Source organism: Propionicimonas paludicola (genome assembly GCF_002563675.1).
Lineage (GTDB): Bacteria > Actinomycetota > Actinomycetes > Propionibacteriales > Propionibacteriaceae > Propionicimonas > Propionicimonas paludicola.
This window is the reverse complement of record NZ_PDJC01000001.1, coordinates 2,596,219-2,614,066: the sequence shown is the minus strand read 5'-3', so window position 1 is coordinate 2,614,066 and position 17,848 is coordinate 2,596,219. Positions and strand designations below refer to the sequence as shown.

Here is a 17,848-nt window from a genome sequence, read left to right as displayed (position 1 = left end):
GCCCGATGTGTTGCTCGGCAGCGAGGCGAGTTCCTGGCTCCCGGAATCGCTTCCGGTCACAGTGGCGGGACCGCCCCGGACTCGCCCACTAGGGGCTCACCGGAGTTCCTGCGCTGATCGCTGCGGGGCTCAGTCTGGCACACTCGGCGGCACCGGATTTACCAGCGGCGAGGGAGTGGGCATGGCGCGGACGGGTGTCCTGACGGCCGCCGGACTGATGCTCGGCTGGCTGGCCGATCAGGCGTTCGGCGATCCGCAGCGCGGCCATCCGGTCGCTGGCTTTGGCCGTGTGGCTACGGCTTATGAGCGAGTGAGCTATGCCGACCGGCGAACCAACGGGGTGCTCAACGAGGTCGTCCTGGTCGGTGCCGTCACCGGACTGGGGGTGGCGCTGAGTTCCGGCGCGCGGCGTCCTTTCGCACGAGTGTGCATGACCGCGCTGGCCACCTGGACGGTGCTCGGCGGACGTTCGCTGGCCCGCGAGGCCGAGGCCGTGGCCGCCCATCTGGCCGCCGATGATCTACCTGCGGCCCGGGAGCAGGTCAGCCATCTGGTGAGCCGCGATACGCAGGCACTGGACGCCGATGGGGTGGCCCGGGCCGCCCTGGAATCGGTGGCCGAGAACACCTCCGACGCCGTGGTGGCCCCGCTGTTCTGGGGGGCCGTGGCCGGGATTCCGGGGCTGCTGGCCTACCGGGCCATCAACACCCTGGACGCCATGGTCGGCTACCGCAACGACCGCTACGGCAACTTCGGCTGGGCCGCCGCGAAGCTGGACGACCTGGCCAACTGGCTGCCGGCCCGGCTGGCCGGAGCCCTGGCCGTGGTCGCCGCGCCGGTGGTCGGCGGGGAGCCGAGCCAGGCCGTCCGGGCGATCGTCGAGCAGTCCGGGGCGCACCCCAGCCCGAACGGCGGGGTGGTCGAGGCCGGCTTCGCCGGAGCCCTCGGGGTGCGGATCGGCGGACGCAACAGCTACGACGGCGTCGTGGAGGATCGCGGCGAGCTCGGCTACGGGTCGGCGCCCACGCCGTCCGATCTGGTCCGGGCGAACCGGCTGGCGCTGGCGGTCTCGGCCGGATCGGTGCTGGTCAGCGCCGGATTGGCCGCGCTGGTGCATCGAGGCCGGCTGCCGCAGGTGAGGCGACACCGGTGACGGCCAGTCCGGAGTCGAGGCGACTGCGGTGAGCGTCCTGCTGCTCGGTGGCACGGCCGAGGCCCGGGCCCTGGCCGATGTCCTGGTCGGCCAGGGGATCGACGTGGTCAGTTCGCTGGCCGGGGCGCTGGCCTCGGTGCGCCTGCCGCCCGGGCAGGTCCGGGTCGGCGGCTTCGGCGGCGCGGACGGCCTGGCCGACTACCTGCGCGAGCGCCTCATCGAGTCCGTGATCGATGCCACTCACCCGTTCGCGGCCCGGATCAGCGCTCATGCGGCGCTGGCGTGTGCGGCGACGTCCACCCCGCTGCTGCGGTTGGAGCGTCCCAGCTGGGCCGAGCGCCCGGACGCGTCCGGCTGGTGCTGGGTCGATGACCTGGCCGCGGCCCGAACCGCGGCCGGCGAACGGGGCCGGCGGATCTTTCTGGCCGTGGGCCGGCAGGGCCTGGCCGAGCTGGCCGACTGGACCGATCGCACGATCGTGGCCCGGGTGGTGGAGCCGCCCGCGGTCGCGTTGCCGACCAACTGGCAGCTGGTTGCCGCGCGCGGCCCGTTCTCGGTGGCCGAGGAGCGCGCCCTGTTCGCCGGGCACCGGGTCGAGGTGCTGGTGGCCAAGGACTCCGGCGGGCCGACCACGGCCAAGCTGGACGCTGCCGCCGAACTCGGGGTGGCCGTGGTGATGGTGCGCCGTCCGCCGGCACCGGACGGAGTGGCCGCGGTGGCGTCCGTGGCTGAAGCGCAGCAGTGGCTGGCTCAGACCCGGCGCAGCAGGTAGGTGTCGAACATCCAGCCCTTGCGGGCGATGGCCTCGGTGCGGACTCGAAGCACCTCGTCGCGGACCTCGGCCAGTGGGCCGGCGATCAGCAACTCGTCCGGGGTGCCCAGGTAGGCGCCCCAGTACAGCTCGAGGCCGGTGGGGTCGATGCTGGCGAAGACCTGATGCTGGTCGAGCATCACCACGACGTCGTCGATGCCGTCTGGCATCCCCGTTCGCAGCAGCCGAGCCGGGCTGAGTTGGACCGCGCGTCCCTGCCGGTTCAGCGGGATCCGGTGCCGAGCGGCCAGCGCGAACGCGCTACTGATGCCGGGGATCACGTCGAGGGTGATCGGGTTCGGGGCGGACGCGACCAGCTCGGTGCAGATCGCCAGGGTGCTCTCGTACAGGCCCGGGTCGCCCCAGACCAGGAAGCCGCCGACTTCGCCCTCGCCGAGGGCGGCGGCGACTGCGTCGCTCCACTGAGCCAGTCGCTCGGCCCGCCAGCGAGCGACCGCCTGGTCGTAGTCGGGGGCGCTGCGCCACGGACGCGGTGGGTCGGCCAACTCGACGACTCGCAGCGGCTCGCTGCGATGTCGGGCGATCACCGCGCGCCGGGCCTGAACCAGATCGTCCAACTCGTCGCTCTTGACCACCACGAACAGCACGTCGAGGCGCTGGATGGCGCCGACGGCCTGCAGGGTGATCCAGTCCGGATCGCCGGCCCCGATCCCGATCAGCAGCAGTTCACGCATCGGGTCACGCTATCGCGCCGATCCAGATCGTCCGACTCGTCACGGCGTCGCGGTCCGGTCCGCTCCGCTTCGCTACCGGTTGGGTCGCTTCGCTACCGGTTGGGCCGCTTCGCTACCGCTGGACGGGTAGCGAAGCAGGGTTACGGGTAGCGAAGTCGCTGCACGGGTAGCGAAGCGCGGGCAGTCAGCCTCGGGAGAGCGAGGCCAGGGCGCTGACCAGGGCGTCCGCCACGTCAGGGGCGGGAACCTTGACCCGGATCCAGGTCGGGCCGAGCCCGGGGAAGGACTCGCCGCGGCGGACCGCGAAGCCGGCCCGAGCCAGCGCCGGACGCACCGAGTCCGGCCCGCAGGCCGCGGTGTCGATCAGCACGAACGGCGCCTGCGAGGTCAGGGTCGGGAAGCCGGCCGCGGTGAGCCCGGCGACCAGGTGGTCGCGGTGGGTGGCCAGTTCGGCGTAGCGGGCGGACGCCTCGGCGCGGGCCGCGTCCGTGCTGGTGGCGACTATGGCTGCGGCAGCCGGAGCCGAGATCGGCCAGGCCGGCTGGGCCTGTTCGAGACGAGCGATCAGCGCCGGATCGCCCACCACATAGCCGACCCGTAGTCCGGCCAGCCCCCAGGTCTTGGACAGCGAGCGCAGCACCAGCAGCCCCGGCATCTCCGGGCTGATCAGCGACTCGGCCTCGTCGGTGGCGTCCATGAAGGCTTCGTCGACCACCAGCAGCCGCCCGGCGCCGGCAGCGAGCAGGTCGGCGCGCGCATGCAGCCAGCCGGTCGGGTTGGTCGGGTTGCCGACGAAGACCGCGTCCGCCCAGGTGGGCAGGTCGGCCAGCGGCGGGGTGGACGGCTGCAGCGGCAGCAGCCAGCGCTGGACGGCATGTCCGGCCGCCCGCAGCGCGGCCTCGGGCTCGGTGAACTGTGGGTGCACCACCAGCGGACGGGCCGCGGTGAGCGTCCGCGCGATCAGGGCGAAGCCCTCCGCGCCACCGGCGGTGGGCAGCACCATCTCGGGCGGAACCCCGTGGGCTGCGGCGATCGCGGCCCGGGCCTCTGCGGCGTCCGGATAGCTGCCCAGGCCGGTCATGGAGCCGGCCAGAACCTCGGCCAGCCACTCCGGTGGACCGGGCAGCATCACGTTCACGGCCAGGTCGATCAGGCCCGGAGCCAGATCGTGGTCGCCGTGGTGCTGCAGGTCGATCCCGTCGATGCGCGTGTCGCCGTTGCTGCGGCCAGCGGCATCCGCCGGCGCAGCCGGACGAACGACGGTCGCCGCGAACCGGGACGCGGTCTCGGCGAACCGCTGGGCCAACCCGGGATGGCCGGCCCAGTGCAGGTGCAGGTAGGAGGCGTGCAGGCTGGGTCGTCCGCTGCCGGACGGGTCCAGCGAGAAGCCCTCACGGCGGTCGGCCCAGCTCCAGGCCGCGGTATCGGCGCCGGCCGGCGCGGTCTGGGTCCGGTGAAACTCGTGCCCGACCACGCGCTCATTTGCCCTGGCCAGCAGGGTGTCGGCGGGTGCGACCGCGTCCCGATAGCCCAGGGTCAGCCGCGGCGTCATCCGGGCCGTGGCCGGCAAGGCAGCCACCATCGGATGCCCGTCCAGCTGCTCGGCCAGGTACAGCTGGCCGGCGCACTCGGCCACCGTGGGCAGCCCAGCCACCACGGCGTCCGCGATGGCCGCCCGCAGCGCGGCATTGCGGCTCAGCTCGACCGCGTGCACCTCCGGGAAGCCGCCGCCGATGTACAGCCCGGCGACCAGTTCGGGCAGCCGGGTGTCGCTCAGCGGATCCACCTCTACCACCTCGCAGCCGGCGGCGGTGAGCAACTCGGTGGTCTCGGGGTAGCGGAAGGTGAACGCGCGCCCGGCCAGCACCGCGATCCGCGGACGCCCGGAGACCGGCGACACCACCTCGGTCGGACGCCACGGCTCGACGGCCAGGTCCGGTGCCGACGAAGCCAGCGCCAACACGGCATCCAGCTCGACGTGGGCAGCGATATGGGCGGCCAGCGCGGCGATGGTGGCCGCCGACTCGTCCCGCTCGGCGGCCGGAACCAAGCCCAGATGCCGCGACGGCGCGCTGATCGACGCACTGCGCGGGACGGCGCCCAGCACCGGCCAGCCAGCCTCGGCGAAGACCGCACGCAGCTCGTCGGCATGCCGGGTGCTGCCGACCCGGTTCAGGATCACTCCACCGACCCGCAGCTCCGGGTCGAAAGCGCCCAAGCCGAGGGCGGCGGCAGCCGCCGTCCGCGACGAACCGGCCGCGTCCACCACCAGCAGCACCGGGGCGCCCAGCAGCTTCGCCACGTGGGCCGTGGAACCGAAGCCGTCGCGGCCCAGCTGGCCGTCGAACAGCCCCATTACCCCTTCGACAAGGGCAATCTCGGCCGGACGCGGAGTCAGTGCGCCATGGACGAACAGCCGCGGCACCAGCTCCTCGCTGGTCAGCACCGGGTCGAGGTTGCGTCCGGGACGTCCGGTGGCCAGGCCGTGATAGCCGGGGTCGATGAAGTCCGGGCCCACCTTGAACCCGGCCACTTCCACCCCGGCGGCCCGTAGTGCGGCCATCAGGCCGGTGGCGATGGTGGTCTTGCCGGCCGAGGAGTTGGCGGCGGCGATCACCAGCCGCGGAATGTTCACCATTCGATCCCCGCCTGCCCCTTCTGGCCGGCGTCGAACGGGTGCTTGCGCTTGCCCATCTCGGTGACCGTGGTGGCGATCTCGCACAGCTCGGCCGGCGCATTGCGTCCGGTGATCACCACGTGCTGGGTGCCCGGACGATCCCGCAAGGTGGCCACCACTTCGGCCACGTCGAGCCAGCCCCAGACCAGCGGGTAGGTGAACTCGTCCAGCACGTACAGCTGGTGGCGTTCGGCGGCCAGCCGAGCCGACACCTCGGCCCAGGACTGCCGGGCGGCCTCAGCCTGTTCGCTGCGATCGTCGGGCTTGCGGACCCAGCTGCGTCCGGCGCCGCTGGTGAACCAGGCCACCTCGCCGCCGGCCCCGCTGCGTTCGTGCTCGGCGCCGAGCGCCTCCAGTGCCAGCCGCTCTCCGCTCGCCCACTTGCCCGACTTGATGAACTGGAAAACCCCGATTGACCAGCCCTGATGCCAGCCGCGCAGGGCCAGGCCCATGGCTGCCGTGGTCTTGCCCTTGCCGTCCCCGGTGTTCACGATCAGGGCCGGACGCAGTCGCCGCTGCCGGGTGGTCAGCCCGTCGGACGGCACCGCGGACGGCTCACCGGCCGGCATCGGAACGCTCGCTGGGGGTGCTCATGGCCCACGATTGTGCCGCATCGGCGTTAGGGTGCTCGCCATGGACGACCAGCCCGCCGACCTCAGCCAGCTCAGTGCCGGGCTCCCCGACGAGGAGTTCGCCACCGACGGTCTGCTCACCAAACGCGCGCTGCGCGCCTACGCGCTGGCCATGCTGGCGCCGCGGGCCGGCGAACTGCTCTGGGACCTCGGCGCAGGCACGGGCTCGATCAGCATCGAGTGGTGCCGGCTGCGCCCGACCAACCGGGCCATCGCCGTCGAGCGGGACTCAGAACGGGCCGCGCGGATCGGCGCCAACGCCGTCCGCTTCGGCGTGACCGGGCAGCTGGACGTCCGGGTGGCCGCCATCGACGCCGAACTGGCCGCCCTGCCCGCGCCGTCCGCGGTCTTCATCGGCGGCGGGGTGACCGGCGAGACCCTCGAGCGCTGCTGGCAGCGATTGGACAGCGGCGGACGCCTGGTCGCCCACGGCGTCACCGCCGAAACCGAGGCCGTGCTGGCCCAGGCCTACCGTGAGCGCGGTGGTGAGCTGGCCCGGATCGGGGTCGAGGTGGCCGAGCCGATCGGGCGATTCACCGGCTTTCGTCCGCTGCGCACCGTGACCAGTTGGGCGGGAACGAAGCCCTAGTCACATCCGAATGGACGGGCTTTTTCAGGATCGCTCATAGCCGGGCCCGCGGTTCGCCATACTGCCGATCATGTCCAAGCTGCGTGCCGCCGTCTCCCTGCTGGTGTTGTTCCTGTTCCCGCTCGTCGTGGTCGCCTTGGTGATCGGGGTCTTCTTCGCGATCGTGATGGTCGCCTTCGCCGTCGGCAGCAGCGCGTTGGGTCGCGTTCTCGCTCAGCTGATCGTGGTTCCGCTGCTGATCGCCATCTTCGCCGCCATCCGGGAGGCGCGACGGGCCCGGCTGCAGCCGGTGGCGGGGCCGCAGCTGCTCCGGGAGGAGTACCCGACGCTGTGGGCCACGATTGTGGAGCTGGCCCGGCTGGCCAAGACCGAGCCGCCGAGACGGGTGGTGCTGATCCCCGAGGTCAATGCCGCGGTTCACCAGGTCGGCTCCGAGCGCGAGTTGCTGCTGGGGCTGCCCCTGCTGGCCGGACTCAGCGTGAGCGAGCTGCGCTCGGTGCTCGCCCACGAACTGGGCCACTTCGCGGGTGGAGACACCGCCCTGAGCGCCCGGACCTACGGCGCGAAGATCTTCCTGCGGGCAGCCCGGGACAATGCCGGCTCGCTGTTCCGCTGGTTCTTCGCCCTGTACTACCGGATCTTCGTGTGGGTCTCGGCGGCCAGCAACCGCGACCTCGAGGCGCGGGCCGACCGCTACTCGGCCCAGGCGGCCGGGCCGCAGGCTGCGGCATCGGCCCTGATCAAGCTCGTCCAGATCGACATCGCCTGGAACCACGTGGTCGAGCAGCGGGTATCGCTGTTCGACCAGGCCGGTGCCCGAGCCCCGCTGGCCGAGGCGGTCTCGACCCTGATGGCGGCCGAGTCCGAGGGCCTGCAGCAGGCCGGCACACAGATCCTGGAGCAGCAGCGACCGCGCTGGGACGACACCCATCCCCGGACCCAGGACCGGGTGGCCGCCTTTGCGGCCCTGCCGCCGGCGACGTTCGCCACCGATGATCGGCCCGCGCTCACCCTGCTGGCCGACGGGCCGAGCCTGGCGGCCGCCGAGGGGGAGTTGCTCACCGAGGACTGGCCGTTGCGCAGCTGGGACGAGGTGGCCTCGGCCGCCGCTCGCCGGATGCTCCCGCAGCGGCTGAACCGGCTCTTGCAGGGGCTGTCCAGCGAGGGCCTGATCAGTGAGCCCAGCCCGTCCGCCCTGCTGAGCGCGCTGCAGACAGACCCGCAGCGGATCGGCGCCCAACTGGACGCCGAGCATCCCGCCGAAGCGGCGGCCGAGGTGGCCGTCGTGCTCACCCAGGGCACGCTGGCCACGGCGTCCGGGGTGCGGGTGGTGATGGACGCCGCCGACGGGCTGTGCCTGGTCGACGTCGATCGGCAGCTGATCAAGACCCGCGAACTGGCCGAGTCGGCCGACTTGGCTGAACGACTGCGCTCCTTCGGGGCCGACCTGGACGTCGTGGTCGAGGAGTCCGCGGTCGAGGCTCGTCCGGCCCGTCCGGTGGTGCTCGGTGCGCTCACGATGACCCTGAACAAGAAGCCTCGCCGCCAGGCGCGGGATCTCCTGATCTGCTCCGATGGCCTGTTGTTCGTCCCGGTGACGATGACTCGGTGGGAGGTTGCCACCGGGGGCACCACCAAGCACAACCAGCAACGACGCGTCGAAGAGTCCGCCACTCAGTTGGCGCAGCTTCGCCAGGATCCGGTCAACGAGTGGATCCCGGCCGAGGAGATCGCCAGTGCGCGGCTCCAGATCATCCCGTCCCGGCTCACCATCACTCGGGTCGACGGGACCAAGCTGGCCGTGCCGTTCACGGCGTACTTCGAAGAGATCGGACTGCTGGCCAAGGACCCGATGAAGGCCCTGCTCGGGGAGCGTTTCCGGCGCGGCTAGGCGCGCAGCTCGGCGCCGCACGACGCCGTCCACCAACTGGGCAATCGTGCGTAGTCAGCACGATCTGGTGCCAGGATGGCGCCGTCGTCCACGAACGGAACCCGGTGTGAATCCGGGACGGTCGGGCCACTGTGACCTCAGCGATGGGGGAGTCAGATACGCGCGTGGACGGAACGTTCCTTAGGCCACGTCACCTAGAAAGGGAACTCGCTGATGCATATCGCTGAGGGATTCCTACCTGTCATTCACTGCGTCGCTTGGTACGCAGTCTCCGCTCCGTTCGTCATTCACGGGGCCCGCAAAGTCATCACCGAAGCCAAAGAGCATCCCGAATCGCGGCTGCTGCTGGCCGCCGCCGGTGCCTTCACCTTCGTGCTGTCCTCGATCAAGCTGCCCTCGGTCACCGGCAGCTCCTCGCACCCGACCGGCACCGGCCTGGGGGCGGTCCTGTTCCGTCCGCCGGTGATGGCGTTCCTGTCCACCATCGTGTTGCTGTTCCAGGCGCTGCTGCTGGCTCACGGCGGGATCACCACGCTGGGCGCAAACGTGTTCAGCATGGGCATCGCCGGACCCTGGGTGGGCTACGCGCTGTGGACGCTCTCGAACCGGCTGGGCTGGCATCGCAATGTCGGGGTGTTCCTGGCCCTGGCGTTCGCCGACCTGTCGACGTACCTGGTGACCAGCGTCCAACTCGGGCTGGCGTTCCCGGATCCGGTGTCGGGGCTGGCCGGCTCGGTGGCCAAGTTCGCCGGCGTCTTCGCCATCTCGCAGGTGCCGCTGGCGATCGCCGAGGGCATCCTCGGCGTGCTGGTCTTCCGGCTGCTGACCGACGTTGCCGCACCCGAGTTGCGGCGCCTGGGCGTCTTCGGCGCGGCGAAGGAAGCGGTGGCCTGACATGAGCAAGAAGACCTGGACCACCATCGCCCTGATCGCCGCCCTGGTGATCATCTTCGGGGTCAGCTTCGTCGTGGGCGGGCTGCACACCAACCCGGACGAGCGCTTCACCGGCACCGACTCGGTGGCCACCAGCACCATTCAGGAGTCGCACCCGGACTACCAGCCGTGGTTCGAGCCGTTCTTCCAGCCGGCGTCCGGGGAGGTCGAGTCCGGCCTGTTCGCGCTGCAGGCCGCCATCGGCGGGACGGTGCTCGGCTTCGCCATCGGCGGCCTGTGGGGTCGCCGTCGTGGTGAGCGGACGGCACTGGCCGCGGCCACCGAACCCACGCCCTGATGTCGCACGGCCTGGCGCTGGACCACGCTGCGTGGTCCAGCCCCTGGCGGGCGCGCTCGCTGCGGGACAAGGGCGTTCTCTGTCTGGGCCTGCTGCTGGCCGCCATCTGCCTGCCGCCGGTTCCCGGCGGTGCTGCGGTGGCGGTGATCAGCCTGGCCCTGCTGCTCGGCCCGATTCGGGTGGGGTGGACGCGGCTGCTCCGGATCGGCTGGCTGCCGCTGGTTTCGATCCTGATCGGAGTGGCCACCGTGGCCGTCAGCGTCAGCTGGGCCGACGGGCTGCGGCTGGAGGTGACCGACGCCGGCACGGCGGCGGCCGTCCAGTTGGCCGTCCGGGCGCTGGCCGCAACGCTGGCCATGTTCACGCTGGCCTGCTCGACCCCGATGATCGATCTGCTGGCCGGCCTGCGCCGGTTGCGGGTCCCGGACCCGCTGATCGAGATCGCCGCGCTCATCTATCGGTTCAGTGCTGGGCTGCTGGACTCGGCGTCCGCCATCCACGCGGCCCAGGACGCCCGGCTGGGCTTCGTGAACCGGACCGCGACCATGCGCTCGGCCTCGATGGGGGTCGCCGCGCTGTTCCTACGCTCGTGGGATCGCGCCCGACGGCTCGAGGACGGCCTGGCCGGACGCGGCTACACCGATGCATTGCGCACCCTGGAGCCGGCCCGGCGGCGCTCGTCCGGCTTTCTGGCCGGCAGCGTGCTCCTGCTGGTCGCGGTGACCGCGACCGCGCTGAGTTGGCCGGTGACCCGATGAGTCACCGACAGCTGTCGGCCCACGGGCTGAGCGTCCGTTTCGGTGAGCGGACGGTGCTGGCCGACGCCGAGCTGAGCGTCCCGCGCGGTGGACGGTTGGCCCTGCTGGGCGCCAACGGCTCGGGCAAGACCACCTTGCTCCGGACCCTGTCCGGGGCGGTGCGTCCGAGCGCGGGACGGGTGCAGGTGGACGGGGTCGACCTCGACTACGGACGGGCCGGCCTGCGCGCCCACCGGCAGGTGGTCCAGCTGGTCGCCCAGAACCCCGACGATCAGCTGTTCGCTGCCGACGTGTTCCGCGATGTCTCCTTCGGGCCGCTCAATCTGGGGCTCACCGAGGTCGAGGTGCGGGCCCGGGTGGACCGGGCGCTGGCCGTGCTGTCGATCGAGGATCTGGCCGAGCGGCCGATCCACGAGCTGTCCTTTGGGCAGCGCAAGCGGGTAGCCATCGCCGGAGCCTTGGCCATGGAGCCGTGCGTGCTGCTGCTCGATGAGCCGACCGCCGGGCTCGACCCGCAGGGAGTCGACGAGATGGTGGCCGCATTGGACGCCCTGCTGGCCGCCGACACCACCGTGGTGATCGCCACCCATGAGGTGGACTTCGCCTTGTGGTGGGCCGACTCGGTGGCCGTCCTGCGGGACGGCCGGCTGTCTTGTGGGTCTGGTCCCGAACTGCTCGGCGACCCCGAGGTGGTGGCGTCGGCGCGGCTGCGTCGTCCGATCGTCCTGCAGGTGGCCGCGGCGTTGGGCCTGGCCCCGTCCGGGATCACCGAAGTGAGCAGCCTGGTGGCCGCCCTGAGCCCCCACCTGGTTCGCAAGCTGTGAGTTTCGCGGCGACCTCGCCGCCCAACTCACAGCGTGCCAGGGTGCGGCGGGTTCAGCGGGTGGCTAGCTCGGCCAGCGCGTCCAGGTCGGTGTGGGCTTCCAGGGCGTCGGCGAGCTCGTCCAGCATCTGAGTGCGGCGCTCGGCGAAGCCCGGGGCGTCCGGGCTGGGCCGCCAGCTCGAGCCGACGGTCGTGGCCAGTTCGCTGAGCCAGGCCCGGCGGAAGTCGTCGTTCTCGAAGGCGCCGTGCCAGATCGTCCCCCAGGTGTTGCCCTGCCGGACGCCGTCAAGGAACGGCTCGCCGCCGTGCGGTTCGACGATGCCGTGGTGGATCTCGTAGCCGACCACCGGATGGCCCTGCCAGCTGCCGGACGGCTCGCCCAGGGTCTTCTCGGCCTGGAATCGGACCCGGGCCGGCAGCAGGCCGAGCCCCGGCTCGGTGCCACGGACCGACTCGATCGGGTCGTCGATCAGCTCGGTGAGCATCTGGTAGCCGCCGCAGATGCCCAGGATCGGGCCACCGGCCGCGGCTCGAGCGGCCAGCGCGTCGGCAAGGCCGAGGCGACGCAGCCAGTCCAGGTCGGCCAGGGTGCTGCGGCTGCCCGGCAGCACCACCAGATCGGCGGTGGCCAGGTCGGACGGGTTGGCCGTGGCGAACACGTCCAGACCCGGCTCGGCGGCCAGGGCGTCCAGGTCGGTGGCATTCGAGATCCGCGGGAACCGCAGCGCGGCCACTCGCAGGCTGCCGGCTCGTCCGGGCTGGCGAGGCCACTTGGCGAAGGCCAGTGCGTCTTCGGAATCCAGCCACACCTGGTCGAGCCACGGCACCACGCCGAAGCAGGGCAGCCCGGTGCGCTGGCTGAGTTCGACCAGGCCGGGGTCGAGCACCGACTGGTCGCCGCGGAACTTGTTGATCAGATAGCCGGCCAGCAGCTTCCGGTCGTCCTCGTCGACGATCGCCCAGTGGCCGAAGATCGAGGCCAGGACGCCGCCCCGATCGATGTCGCCGACCAGCACCACCGGCAGGTCGAATCGCCTGGCCAGGCCGAAGTTCACGTAGTCGCCCGCGCGCAGATTGATCTCGGCCGGGGAGCCGGCGCCCTCGGCGATCACCAGCTCGTAGCTCTCGGCCAGCTCCTGGTAGGCGTCGAAGGCGGCCTCAGCTAGCTGGGCGCGTCCGGTCGCGTACTGGCCGGCCTCCAGGGTGCCGCCGGGCTGGCCGCGCAGCACGATGAACGCGCGCCGGTCGGTGGCCGGCTTCAGCAGCACCGGGTTCAGCAGCGCGGACGGACGGACGCCGGCGGCCAACGCCTGCAGGTACTGGGCGCGTCCGATCTCGGAGCCGTCCGGGCAGACCATCGAGTTGTTGCTCATGTTCTGCGCCTTGAACGGGGCCACCCGTACCCCGCGGCGGGCAAAGGCCCGGCACAGTCCGGCGACGATCAGCGACTTGCCGGCATCCGACGAGGTGCCCGCCACCAGAATCCCTGCCACCACGGCATCTTCCCATGTCGGCCGGGCTCGACCGGGATCGGCCCGACGGAGCAGCCAGCTCCGGCCCGCCACGGAAAAGGGGACTGTCCCCCTTCTGTCGGGCGTCGGGGAGTGAATCAGGCCGTAGCGTTGTTGAGCAGGCAGCTCCCGAACAACCCCGGAAAGTGAGCAGCAGATGGCCCGCAAGAGTTACTTCGGCCCGATCGTCGACGTGTCGTTCGACGGAGCGGTCTGCCAGCATGCGGCTGAGTGCGTCCGCGGGATGCCCCGCGTGTTCGACACCGGACGCAAGCCGTGGATCGACCCGGGGGTGGCAACGTCGGCCGAACTGGCCGACCAACTGCGCACCGTTGTCGGACGCTGCCCGTCCGGCGCCTTGGCCATCGTCGAGCACGAGGTGGCCCGATGAGCACCCCCGTGGTCACCGACAACGTCGAGTTGCAGCGCTTCGAGGCGCACCTGGACGGGAAGCTGGCCGGCTTCGCCGAGTACCAGCTGACCGATGCGCTGGTGGTCTTCACCCACACCGAGGTCGACCCGTCCTTCGAGGGCAACGGGGTCGGCTCGGCGCTGGCCCGCTTCGCTCTGGACCAGATCCGTGACGACGGCGTCCGTAAGGCGCTGCCGGTCTGTCCGTTCATCAAGGGCTGGATCCAGCGCCACCCCGAGTACCTCCCGGTCACCTACGGCGCCTGACCTCGGGGACGGTTCCGTCGCCATCCAGCCCGGAGCGCAGGCCCGCACGGGCTCGTCCGAGCCGCGTGCCAGAACGGACGCGGTAGGGCATCTGCGTCGAGCAGTGGCAAGGTGAATCAAGTGAGTGCGACGGTCTGGGCTGGTCATCCGGCCGGGACGCCCGGACATCGGCGGCTGGTGCTTGGCCTGATGGCCGGCGGCCTGGCCAACTTCTCGCTGATGTACTACGTGCAGCCGCTGCTCCCACTTCTGGCCCGCCACTACGGGGTCAGCTCGGCCGACTCTGCGCACGCGCTGTCGGCCACCACCTTGACCATGGCCTTCGGTCTACTGCTGATGGGCCCGCTGGCCGATCGGGTCGGACGCGTCCGGCTGATGCGCTGGTCGCTGCTCACCTCGGGAGTCATCGGCATCATCAGCGCCGTGATCCCGTCCTGGGACGGGCTGGTGATCGTCCGCGGGCTGCTCGGACTGAGCCTGGCCGGCTTCCCGGTGGCCGCCCTCGCGTACCTGCGCGAGGAGGTGCTGGCCTCCGATCACCTGCGGACGAATGCCGCCTACATCGCCGGCACCGCACTGGGCGGCGCGGTCGGACGGCTGCTGCCCGGCCCGCTGGCTGAACTCGGCGGCTGGCCGCTGGCCAGCCTGGTGATGAGCGGAATCACCCTGAGCGCCGGGCTGGCCCTGGTCGTCCTGCTCCCGGCATCGCGCCGCTTCCAGCCACACCGACCGAGCACCCGCGAGGTGCTGCTCGGGGTGGTCAGCGCGCCCCGCGACCCGGTGGTGGCCCTGCTGTGCGTGGCCGCGTTCGTCGCCAACGGCACCTTCGTGGGCGTCTACAACGCCATCGGCTTTCGGCTGCAGGCACCGCCCTTCTCGCTCGGCGTGGCTGCGTCCCTGCTCTATCTGGCCTACCCGATCGGGATCGCCGCGCCCGGTGTCGCTCGCCGGCTCGCCGATCGCACCGGACGCGGCCTGGCCGCGGTGATCACCTTCGCCGCACTCGGGGTGGCCGTGGTGGCCATCTCGCTGCCGTCCCTGGTGGCCATGTTCGTCGGCCTGGGGGCGGTCACTTTCGTCTTCCTGGGCCTGCACTCGCTGCTCAGCGGCTGGGTGGTCGATCGAGCCCGGCGGCGTGGACGAGGCACCGCCCAGGCGTCCAGCGCCTACCTGCTCGCCTTCTACACCGGTAGCACCCTGGCCGGCGCGCTGGCCACCAGCCTGTGGGCCAGCAGCGGCTGGCTGGCTGTCGAAGTGATGGGCCTCGTCCTGTGCACGATCGGGGTCGGGGTGGCCGCGCTGGCCAACTCGTCCGACCGCGACGCCGTCCGTCCAGCCGTCCGTACCGAGCCCGAAGTCAGCGACACCGCGAACTAGCGGGAAACCTCGCTGGCTTCGGTGGACGGTAGGGGAACCGTCCCCACTCAGTTCGGCGGGGCTAGAGGGCGCCGAGCCAGAAGCCGAGAGCAGCGCTGGCCACGCTGAGCACCAGCATCCCGGCGGTGTGGACGGCGAAGGCCAGCCAGCGCTGCGCCCGGCCCAGCCGGACGGCCTCGACCGCGGCGGTCGAGAAGGTGGTGTAGCCACCCAGGAAGCCGGTGCCGATCAGCTGCCGGATCTGCGGGTCGCCGCCGTGGAACGTCCACACCCCGACCAGCAGGCCCAGGGCGAACGAGCCGGTGATGTTGATCACCGCGGTGCCGAGCAGCAGGCGTCCGCGCGGGGCCCAATGGCCGAACTGGGCGTCCACGATGAACCGGATCACCGCACCGAACCCGCCGGCCAGCGCCACCAGCAGCCCGATCATCGCCGTCCTCCCCGCAACCAGCGGACGGGCAGACGCACGGCCCGCACCCCCACGAAGGCCGCGGCCACGCCGAGCAGCACGCTGCCGATCGCATACCCCAGCCCGATCAGCCAGGATGCCGAGCCGATCAGCCCGAATGACTCCACGGCGAAGGTCGAGTAGGTGGTGAAACCGCCCAGCACGCCGGTGCCCAGGCCCAGCCGCAGCCCGCGCCGCCAGCCGTGGTCGGCGCCGCTGATAGCCAGGCCTTCCAGCAGGGCACCGAGCAGGAACGCGCCACCCAGGTTGATCCAGAAGGTCGTCCACGGCCACTGTCCTGGCACTGGGGCGAAGGTCGACTCCAGGGCGGCCCGGACGGCCGTGCCGAGCGTCCCGCCGACGAAGATCACCCCGAGCCAGGCTGGACGCACCGGCAGGTGCACCAGGCGCAGGCCCGGGATCGAATGACTTGGCGGTTCTGCTCCTACCACTGGGTCGGAGCCTTCCAGTCGACGACGGCCAACGGGACGATCACCACCGGACGGTGCTGATGCCGGGACAGCCGCAGCGCCACCGAGCCGGCCACGAACTCGCGGAACCGCTCTGTGGCCGTCGGGTGCTTGGCACCGACAATGATGGCCGAGGCGTCCACGGCCCGGGCAAGGTGGGTGAGCGCGCGATCGGCTCGTCCGGCCAGGTAATGGAACTCCCACGGGCCGGCGTGATCGGCCAGCACCTCGGCCAGATAGGCGCGGATCTGGGTCTCGCGCTGCTCCCAGGAGTCGTCGGCCTGATCGGGGTCGAGCCCGGAGTGCCGGACCGAGCCGTCGGCGGACTCCTCATCGACGATCCGGGACGGGTCGGCATAGCCGAAGTGGATCGGGACTCCGCCCAATGCGTCGGCCCAGGATGCCGCGGTGAGCGCCACCAACTCGGGCTGACCAGGGACGACGCCGACCACCAGCGGATGCCCGGGCAGCGGAACCATCCGCTCCGGGCTCGGCTGCGGTACCTGGCGAGGCGACATGTCGACCTCCTGTCCGGGCGCAGTACGCCCGCGAAGACGCACAGGAACCATCAGCCGGACGGCGGTTCGGGCGAGCCCTGGTGGGATCCATCACCGGCGACCACCCTAGCCGCGGTGTGGCTCGCCGGATCGGAGGTGTCCAGGCATGACAGGCTTGGCGGGGGACAGGGCTGCGAGTTTGCGAGGAGATCAGATGGTGCACGGGCGTCCGGACAAGCACGATCCGGCCACGGTCGGCGAGGGGACCTGGGCCGTCCACGGCGGCAACGAGCCGGATCCGGGCACGGGTGCGCTGCGCCGTCCGCTGGTGATGGCGAACTCCTACCTGTTGCCGCCCGACCCGGAGGAGATGGACTGGTCGAACCCCGAGGGGCTGGTCTACACCCGCACCACCGGCGCCAACCAGCTGGCCCTGGAGACCAAGCTGGCCGCCCTCGAGGGCGCGGACGCCGCCATAACCTTCGCCTCGGGAGTGGGGGCGCTGCACGCGGTCTTCTTCTCCCGGCTGAAGACCGGCGACCACGTGGTGGTCTCCGACGTTACCTACGAGGCCGTCTGGCGGCTGTTCACCGAACTACTGGCCGAGCGCTACCAGATCGAGTCGACCTTCGTCGACGTCAGCGATCTGGACCAGGTGCGGTCGGCCATGCGTCCCAACACCAAGCTGGTGCACGTCGAGACCGTGGCCAACCCGACCACCAAGGTGGCCGACATCGCCGCGCTGGCCGAGATCGCACATGCCGGCGGCGCGCTGCTGGTGGTCGACAACACCTTCACGCCGCCGCCGCTGTACCGTCCGCTGGCCGACGGCGCCGACCTGGTGATCCACTCGCTGACCAAGTACATCAACGGCCACGGGGACGCCATGGGCGGGGCCGTGATCGGGGCGTCCGACCTGGTCACCCAGGTGCGCCGGGACTCGCTCACCGATCTGGGTGCGGTGATCTCGCCGTTCAACGCCTGGCTGATCCTGCGCGGCTCGGTGACCCTGCCGCTGCGGCTGGCCCGGCACCAGGAGAGCGCCCAGCGGGTGGCCGAGTTCCTGGCCGCCGACCCGCGGATCGCTTTCGTGGCCTACCCGGGGTTGGCCTCGCACGCCGAGCATGACCTGGCCGTCCGGCAGTTCGGCGGACGAGGCTTCGGCGCCATGCTGGCCTTCGCCCTGGACGGCGACTCCGAGCTGCAGAACCGGTTCGTCCGCGAGCTGCGAGTGATCACTTCGGCGGTCTCGCTGGGACACGACGAGTCGCTGATCGTCCACTCCGGGCCGTCCGGACGCGGCGGCACCGAGCACTACCCCGAGCCGTTCCGCCGCTACGGCCACCTGCGACTCTCGGTCGGCCTGGAGGACGCCGACGACCTGATCGCCGACCTGGCTGCGGCCCTGGACGCCGTCAGCTAGGCCGTCCCGTCCCGCCGTCCCCTCGGCGTTCGCTACCGAAAGCAACTCTTGCTGCCGGAATTTCGGCAGCAAGAGTTCCGATCGGTAGCGCGAACCTGGAGGTGGGGCGGGTGCGGGCGCCCGGGGCCGTGGACGACCGCGTCGGGGTCAGGATGCGCTGTTAGTGTGACCGCGTGTTCGCACG

The 17,848-nt window shown here is 71.5% G+C and carries 19 protein-coding genes and 2 riboswitches; of the genes, 12 read left to right on the top strand and 7 right to left on the bottom strand.

Going from position 1 to position 17,848, the window contains the following annotated elements:
- Positions 1–5: 5 nt before the first annotated feature.
- Positions 6–137, bottom strand: a riboswitch (cobalamin riboswitch).
- Positions 138–181: 44 nt separating this feature from the next.
- Both ATK74_RS12180 and ATK74_RS12175 read left to right on the top strand, forming a co-directional pair.
- Entirely contained in the window at positions 182–1,153 is a 972-nt protein-coding gene (locus tag ATK74_RS12180; protein WP_098462252.1) for a cobalamin biosynthesis protein, read from the top strand.
- 28 nt (positions 1,154–1,181) lie between these two features.
- The gene (locus tag ATK74_RS12175; RefSeq protein ID WP_098461288.1) at positions 1,182–1,925 is read left to right on the top strand and encodes a cobalt-precorrin-6A reductase; all 744 of its coding nucleotides are present in this window, start codon (positions 1,182–1,184) and stop codon (positions 1,923–1,925) included.
- Here ATK74_RS12175 and cobF read toward each other — a convergent pair.
- The 3 genes from cobF to cobO form a co-directional block, all read right to left on the bottom strand.
- Positions 1,904–2,659 carry a precorrin-6A synthase (deacetylating) gene (cobF, locus tag ATK74_RS12170; RefSeq protein ID WP_098461287.1) on the bottom strand — a complete coding sequence of 252 codons (756 nt, stop codon included), beginning with the start codon at positions 2,657–2,659 and terminating at the stop codon, positions 1,904–1,906. The genes ATK74_RS12175 and cobF overlap by 22 nt on opposite strands.
- A gap of 184 nt (positions 2,660–2,843) precedes the next feature.
- Positions 2,844–5,297 (bottom strand): bifunctional hydrogenobyrinic acid a,c-diamide synthase/histidinol phosphate aminotransferase CobBC, encoded by a 2,454-nt coding sequence (gene cobBC, locus ATK74_RS12165; RefSeq protein WP_425440101.1) that lies wholly within the window; start codon positions 5,295–5,297, stop codon positions 2,844–2,846.
- Positions 5,291–5,905 (bottom strand): cob(I)yrinic acid a,c-diamide adenosyltransferase, encoded by a 615-nt coding sequence (cobO, locus tag ATK74_RS12160; RefSeq protein WP_098461286.1) that lies wholly within the window; start codon positions 5,903–5,905, stop codon positions 5,291–5,293. The genes cobBC and cobO overlap by 7 nt, the downstream gene beginning before the upstream one ends.
- Before the next feature lie 64 nt (positions 5,906–5,969).
- Between cobO and cbiT the strand changes: the two genes are divergently transcribed.
- The 6 genes from cbiT to ATK74_RS12130 all read left to right on the top strand — a co-directional run bounded on the left by cbiT (position 5,970) and on the right by ATK74_RS12130 (position 11,261).
- The gene (gene cbiT / locus ATK74_RS12155) at positions 5,970–6,557 is read left to right on the top strand and encodes a precorrin-6Y C5,15-methyltransferase (decarboxylating) subunit CbiT (protein ID WP_098461285.1); all 588 of its coding nucleotides are present in this window, start codon (positions 5,970–5,972) and stop codon (positions 6,555–6,557) included.
- A gap of 70 nt (positions 6,558–6,627) precedes the next feature.
- Complete coding sequence (locus ATK74_RS12150; RefSeq protein WP_098461284.1) at positions 6,628–8,448, top strand: M48 family metallopeptidase; 1,821 nt, start codon at positions 6,628–6,630, stop codon at positions 8,446–8,448.
- 213 nt (positions 8,449–8,661) lie between these two features.
- Positions 8,662–9,342: an energy-coupling factor ABC transporter permease gene (locus tag ATK74_RS12145; protein ID WP_098461283.1), complete on the top strand. Its 681-nt coding sequence runs from the start codon at positions 8,662–8,664 to the stop codon at positions 9,340–9,342.
- Position 9,343: 1 nt separating this feature from the next.
- Positions 9,344–9,679, top strand: a complete 336-nt coding sequence (locus tag ATK74_RS12140; protein WP_098461282.1) for an energy-coupling factor ABC transporter substrate-binding protein — start codon at positions 9,344–9,346, stop codon at positions 9,677–9,679.
- Positions 9,679–10,437: a cobalt ECF transporter T component CbiQ gene (gene cbiQ / locus ATK74_RS12135; protein ID WP_211283367.1), complete on the top strand. Its 759-nt coding sequence runs from the start codon at positions 9,679–9,681 to the stop codon at positions 10,435–10,437. The genes ATK74_RS12140 and cbiQ overlap by 1 nt, the downstream gene beginning before the upstream one ends.
- Positions 10,434–11,261: an energy-coupling factor ABC transporter ATP-binding protein gene (locus ATK74_RS12130; RefSeq protein WP_098461280.1), complete on the top strand. Its 828-nt coding sequence runs from the start codon at positions 10,434–10,436 to the stop codon at positions 11,259–11,261. Before cbiQ ends, ATK74_RS12130 begins: the two co-directional genes overlap by 4 nt.
- 52 nt (positions 11,262–11,313) lie before the next feature.
- Here the strand turns inward: ATK74_RS12130 and ATK74_RS12125 are convergent, their stop codons facing one another.
- A complete protein-coding gene (locus ATK74_RS12125; protein ID WP_098462250.1) occupies positions 11,314–12,753 on the bottom strand; it encodes a cobyric acid synthase in 1,440 nt (479 codons plus the stop codon).
- Positions 12,754–12,928: 175 nt separating this feature from the next.
- Between ATK74_RS12125 and ATK74_RS12120 the strand changes: the two genes are divergently transcribed.
- The 3 genes from ATK74_RS12120 to ATK74_RS12110 all read left to right on the top strand — a co-directional run bounded on the left by ATK74_RS12120 (position 12,929) and on the right by ATK74_RS12110 (position 14,826).
- Positions 12,929–13,162 (top strand): (4Fe-4S)-binding protein, encoded by a 234-nt coding sequence (locus ATK74_RS12120; RefSeq protein WP_098461279.1) that lies wholly within the window; start codon positions 12,929–12,931, stop codon positions 13,160–13,162.
- Positions 13,159–13,449 carry a GNAT family N-acetyltransferase gene (locus ATK74_RS12115; protein ID WP_098461278.1) on the top strand — a complete coding sequence of 97 codons (291 nt, stop codon included), beginning with the start codon at positions 13,159–13,161 and terminating at the stop codon, positions 13,447–13,449. Before ATK74_RS12120 ends, ATK74_RS12115 begins: the two co-directional genes overlap by 4 nt.
- A 120-nt stretch (positions 13,450–13,569) precedes the next feature.
- Positions 13,570–14,826 (top strand): MFS transporter, encoded by a 1,257-nt coding sequence (locus ATK74_RS12110; RefSeq protein ID WP_211283366.1) that lies wholly within the window; start codon positions 13,570–13,572, stop codon positions 14,824–14,826.
- 61 nt (positions 14,827–14,887) lie between these two features.
- Here ATK74_RS12110 and ATK74_RS12105 read toward each other — a convergent pair whose 3' ends face one another.
- From ATK74_RS12105 to ATK74_RS12095, 3 genes are read right to left on the bottom strand one after another with little or no spacing between them, the layout of a single operon-like run.
- Entirely contained in the window at positions 14,888–15,256 is a 369-nt protein-coding gene (locus tag ATK74_RS12105) for a fluoride efflux transporter FluC (RefSeq protein WP_098461277.1), read from the bottom strand.
- Positions 15,253–15,726: a CrcB family protein gene (locus ATK74_RS12100; protein WP_211283365.1), complete on the bottom strand. Its 474-nt coding sequence runs from the start codon at positions 15,724–15,726 to the stop codon at positions 15,253–15,255. The genes ATK74_RS12105 and ATK74_RS12100 overlap by 4 nt, the downstream gene beginning before the upstream one ends.
- Positions 15,720–16,262 carry a universal stress protein gene (locus ATK74_RS12095; RefSeq protein ID WP_098461276.1) on the bottom strand — a complete coding sequence of 181 codons (543 nt, stop codon included), beginning with the start codon at positions 16,260–16,262 and terminating at the stop codon, positions 15,720–15,722. Before ATK74_RS12095 ends, ATK74_RS12100 begins: the two co-directional genes overlap by 7 nt.
- A gap of 34 nt (positions 16,263–16,296) precedes the next feature.
- A riboswitch (Fluoride riboswitch) is annotated at positions 16,297–16,366 on the bottom strand.
- A gap of 89 nt (positions 16,367–16,455) precedes the next feature.
- Here ATK74_RS12095 and ATK74_RS12090 point away from each other — a divergent pair.
- Entirely contained in the window at positions 16,456–17,664 is a 1,209-nt protein-coding gene (locus tag ATK74_RS12090; RefSeq protein WP_211283364.1) for a trans-sulfuration enzyme family protein, read from the top strand.
- Positions 17,665–17,848: the final 184 nt, after the last annotated feature.

Excerpts from the sequence above, each read along its gene's own strand:
- ATK74_RS12180 (WP_098462252.1), top strand. The coding sequence starts at position 182 with ATGGCGCGGACGGGTGTCCTGACGGCCGCCGGACTGATGCTCGGCTGG.
- cobF (WP_098461287.1), bottom strand. The coding sequence starts at position 2,659 with ATGCGTGAACTGCTGCTGATCGGGATCGGGGCCGGCGATCCGGACTGG.
- cobBC (WP_425440101.1), bottom strand. The coding sequence starts at position 5,297 with ATGGTGAACATTCCGCGGCTGGTGATCGCCGCCGCCAACTCCTCGGCC.
- cobO (WP_098461286.1), bottom strand. The coding sequence starts at position 5,905 with ATGCCGGCCGGTGAGCCGTCCGCGGTGCCGTCCGACGGGCTGACCACC.
- cbiT (WP_098461285.1), top strand. The coding sequence starts at position 5,970 with ATGGACGACCAGCCCGCCGACCTCAGCCAGCTCAGTGCCGGGCTCCCC.
- ATK74_RS12150 (WP_098461284.1), top strand. The coding sequence starts at position 6,628 with ATGTCCAAGCTGCGTGCCGCCGTCTCCCTGCTGGTGTTGTTCCTGTTC.
- ATK74_RS12145 (WP_098461283.1), top strand. The coding sequence starts at position 8,662 with ATGCATATCGCTGAGGGATTCCTACCTGTCATTCACTGCGTCGCTTGG.
- ATK74_RS12140 (WP_098461282.1), top strand. The coding sequence starts at position 9,344 with ATGAGCAAGAAGACCTGGACCACCATCGCCCTGATCGCCGCCCTGGTG.
- cbiQ (WP_211283367.1), top strand. The coding sequence starts at position 9,679 with ATGTCGCACGGCCTGGCGCTGGACCACGCTGCGTGGTCCAGCCCCTGG.
- ATK74_RS12130 (WP_098461280.1), top strand. The coding sequence starts at position 10,434 with ATGAGTCACCGACAGCTGTCGGCCCACGGGCTGAGCGTCCGTTTCGGT.
- ATK74_RS12120 (WP_098461279.1), top strand. The coding sequence starts at position 12,929 with ATGGCCCGCAAGAGTTACTTCGGCCCGATCGTCGACGTGTCGTTCGAC.
- ATK74_RS12115 (WP_098461278.1), top strand. The coding sequence starts at position 13,159 with ATGAGCACCCCCGTGGTCACCGACAACGTCGAGTTGCAGCGCTTCGAG.
- ATK74_RS12105 (WP_098461277.1), bottom strand. The coding sequence starts at position 15,256 with ATGATCGGGCTGCTGGTGGCGCTGGCCGGCGGGTTCGGTGCGGTGATC.
- ATK74_RS12095 (WP_098461276.1), bottom strand. The coding sequence starts at position 16,262 with ATGTCGCCTCGCCAGGTACCGCAGCCGAGCCCGGAGCGGATGGTTCCG.
- ATK74_RS12090 (WP_211283364.1), top strand. The coding sequence starts at position 16,456 with ATGGTGCACGGGCGTCCGGACAAGCACGATCCGGCCACGGTCGGCGAG.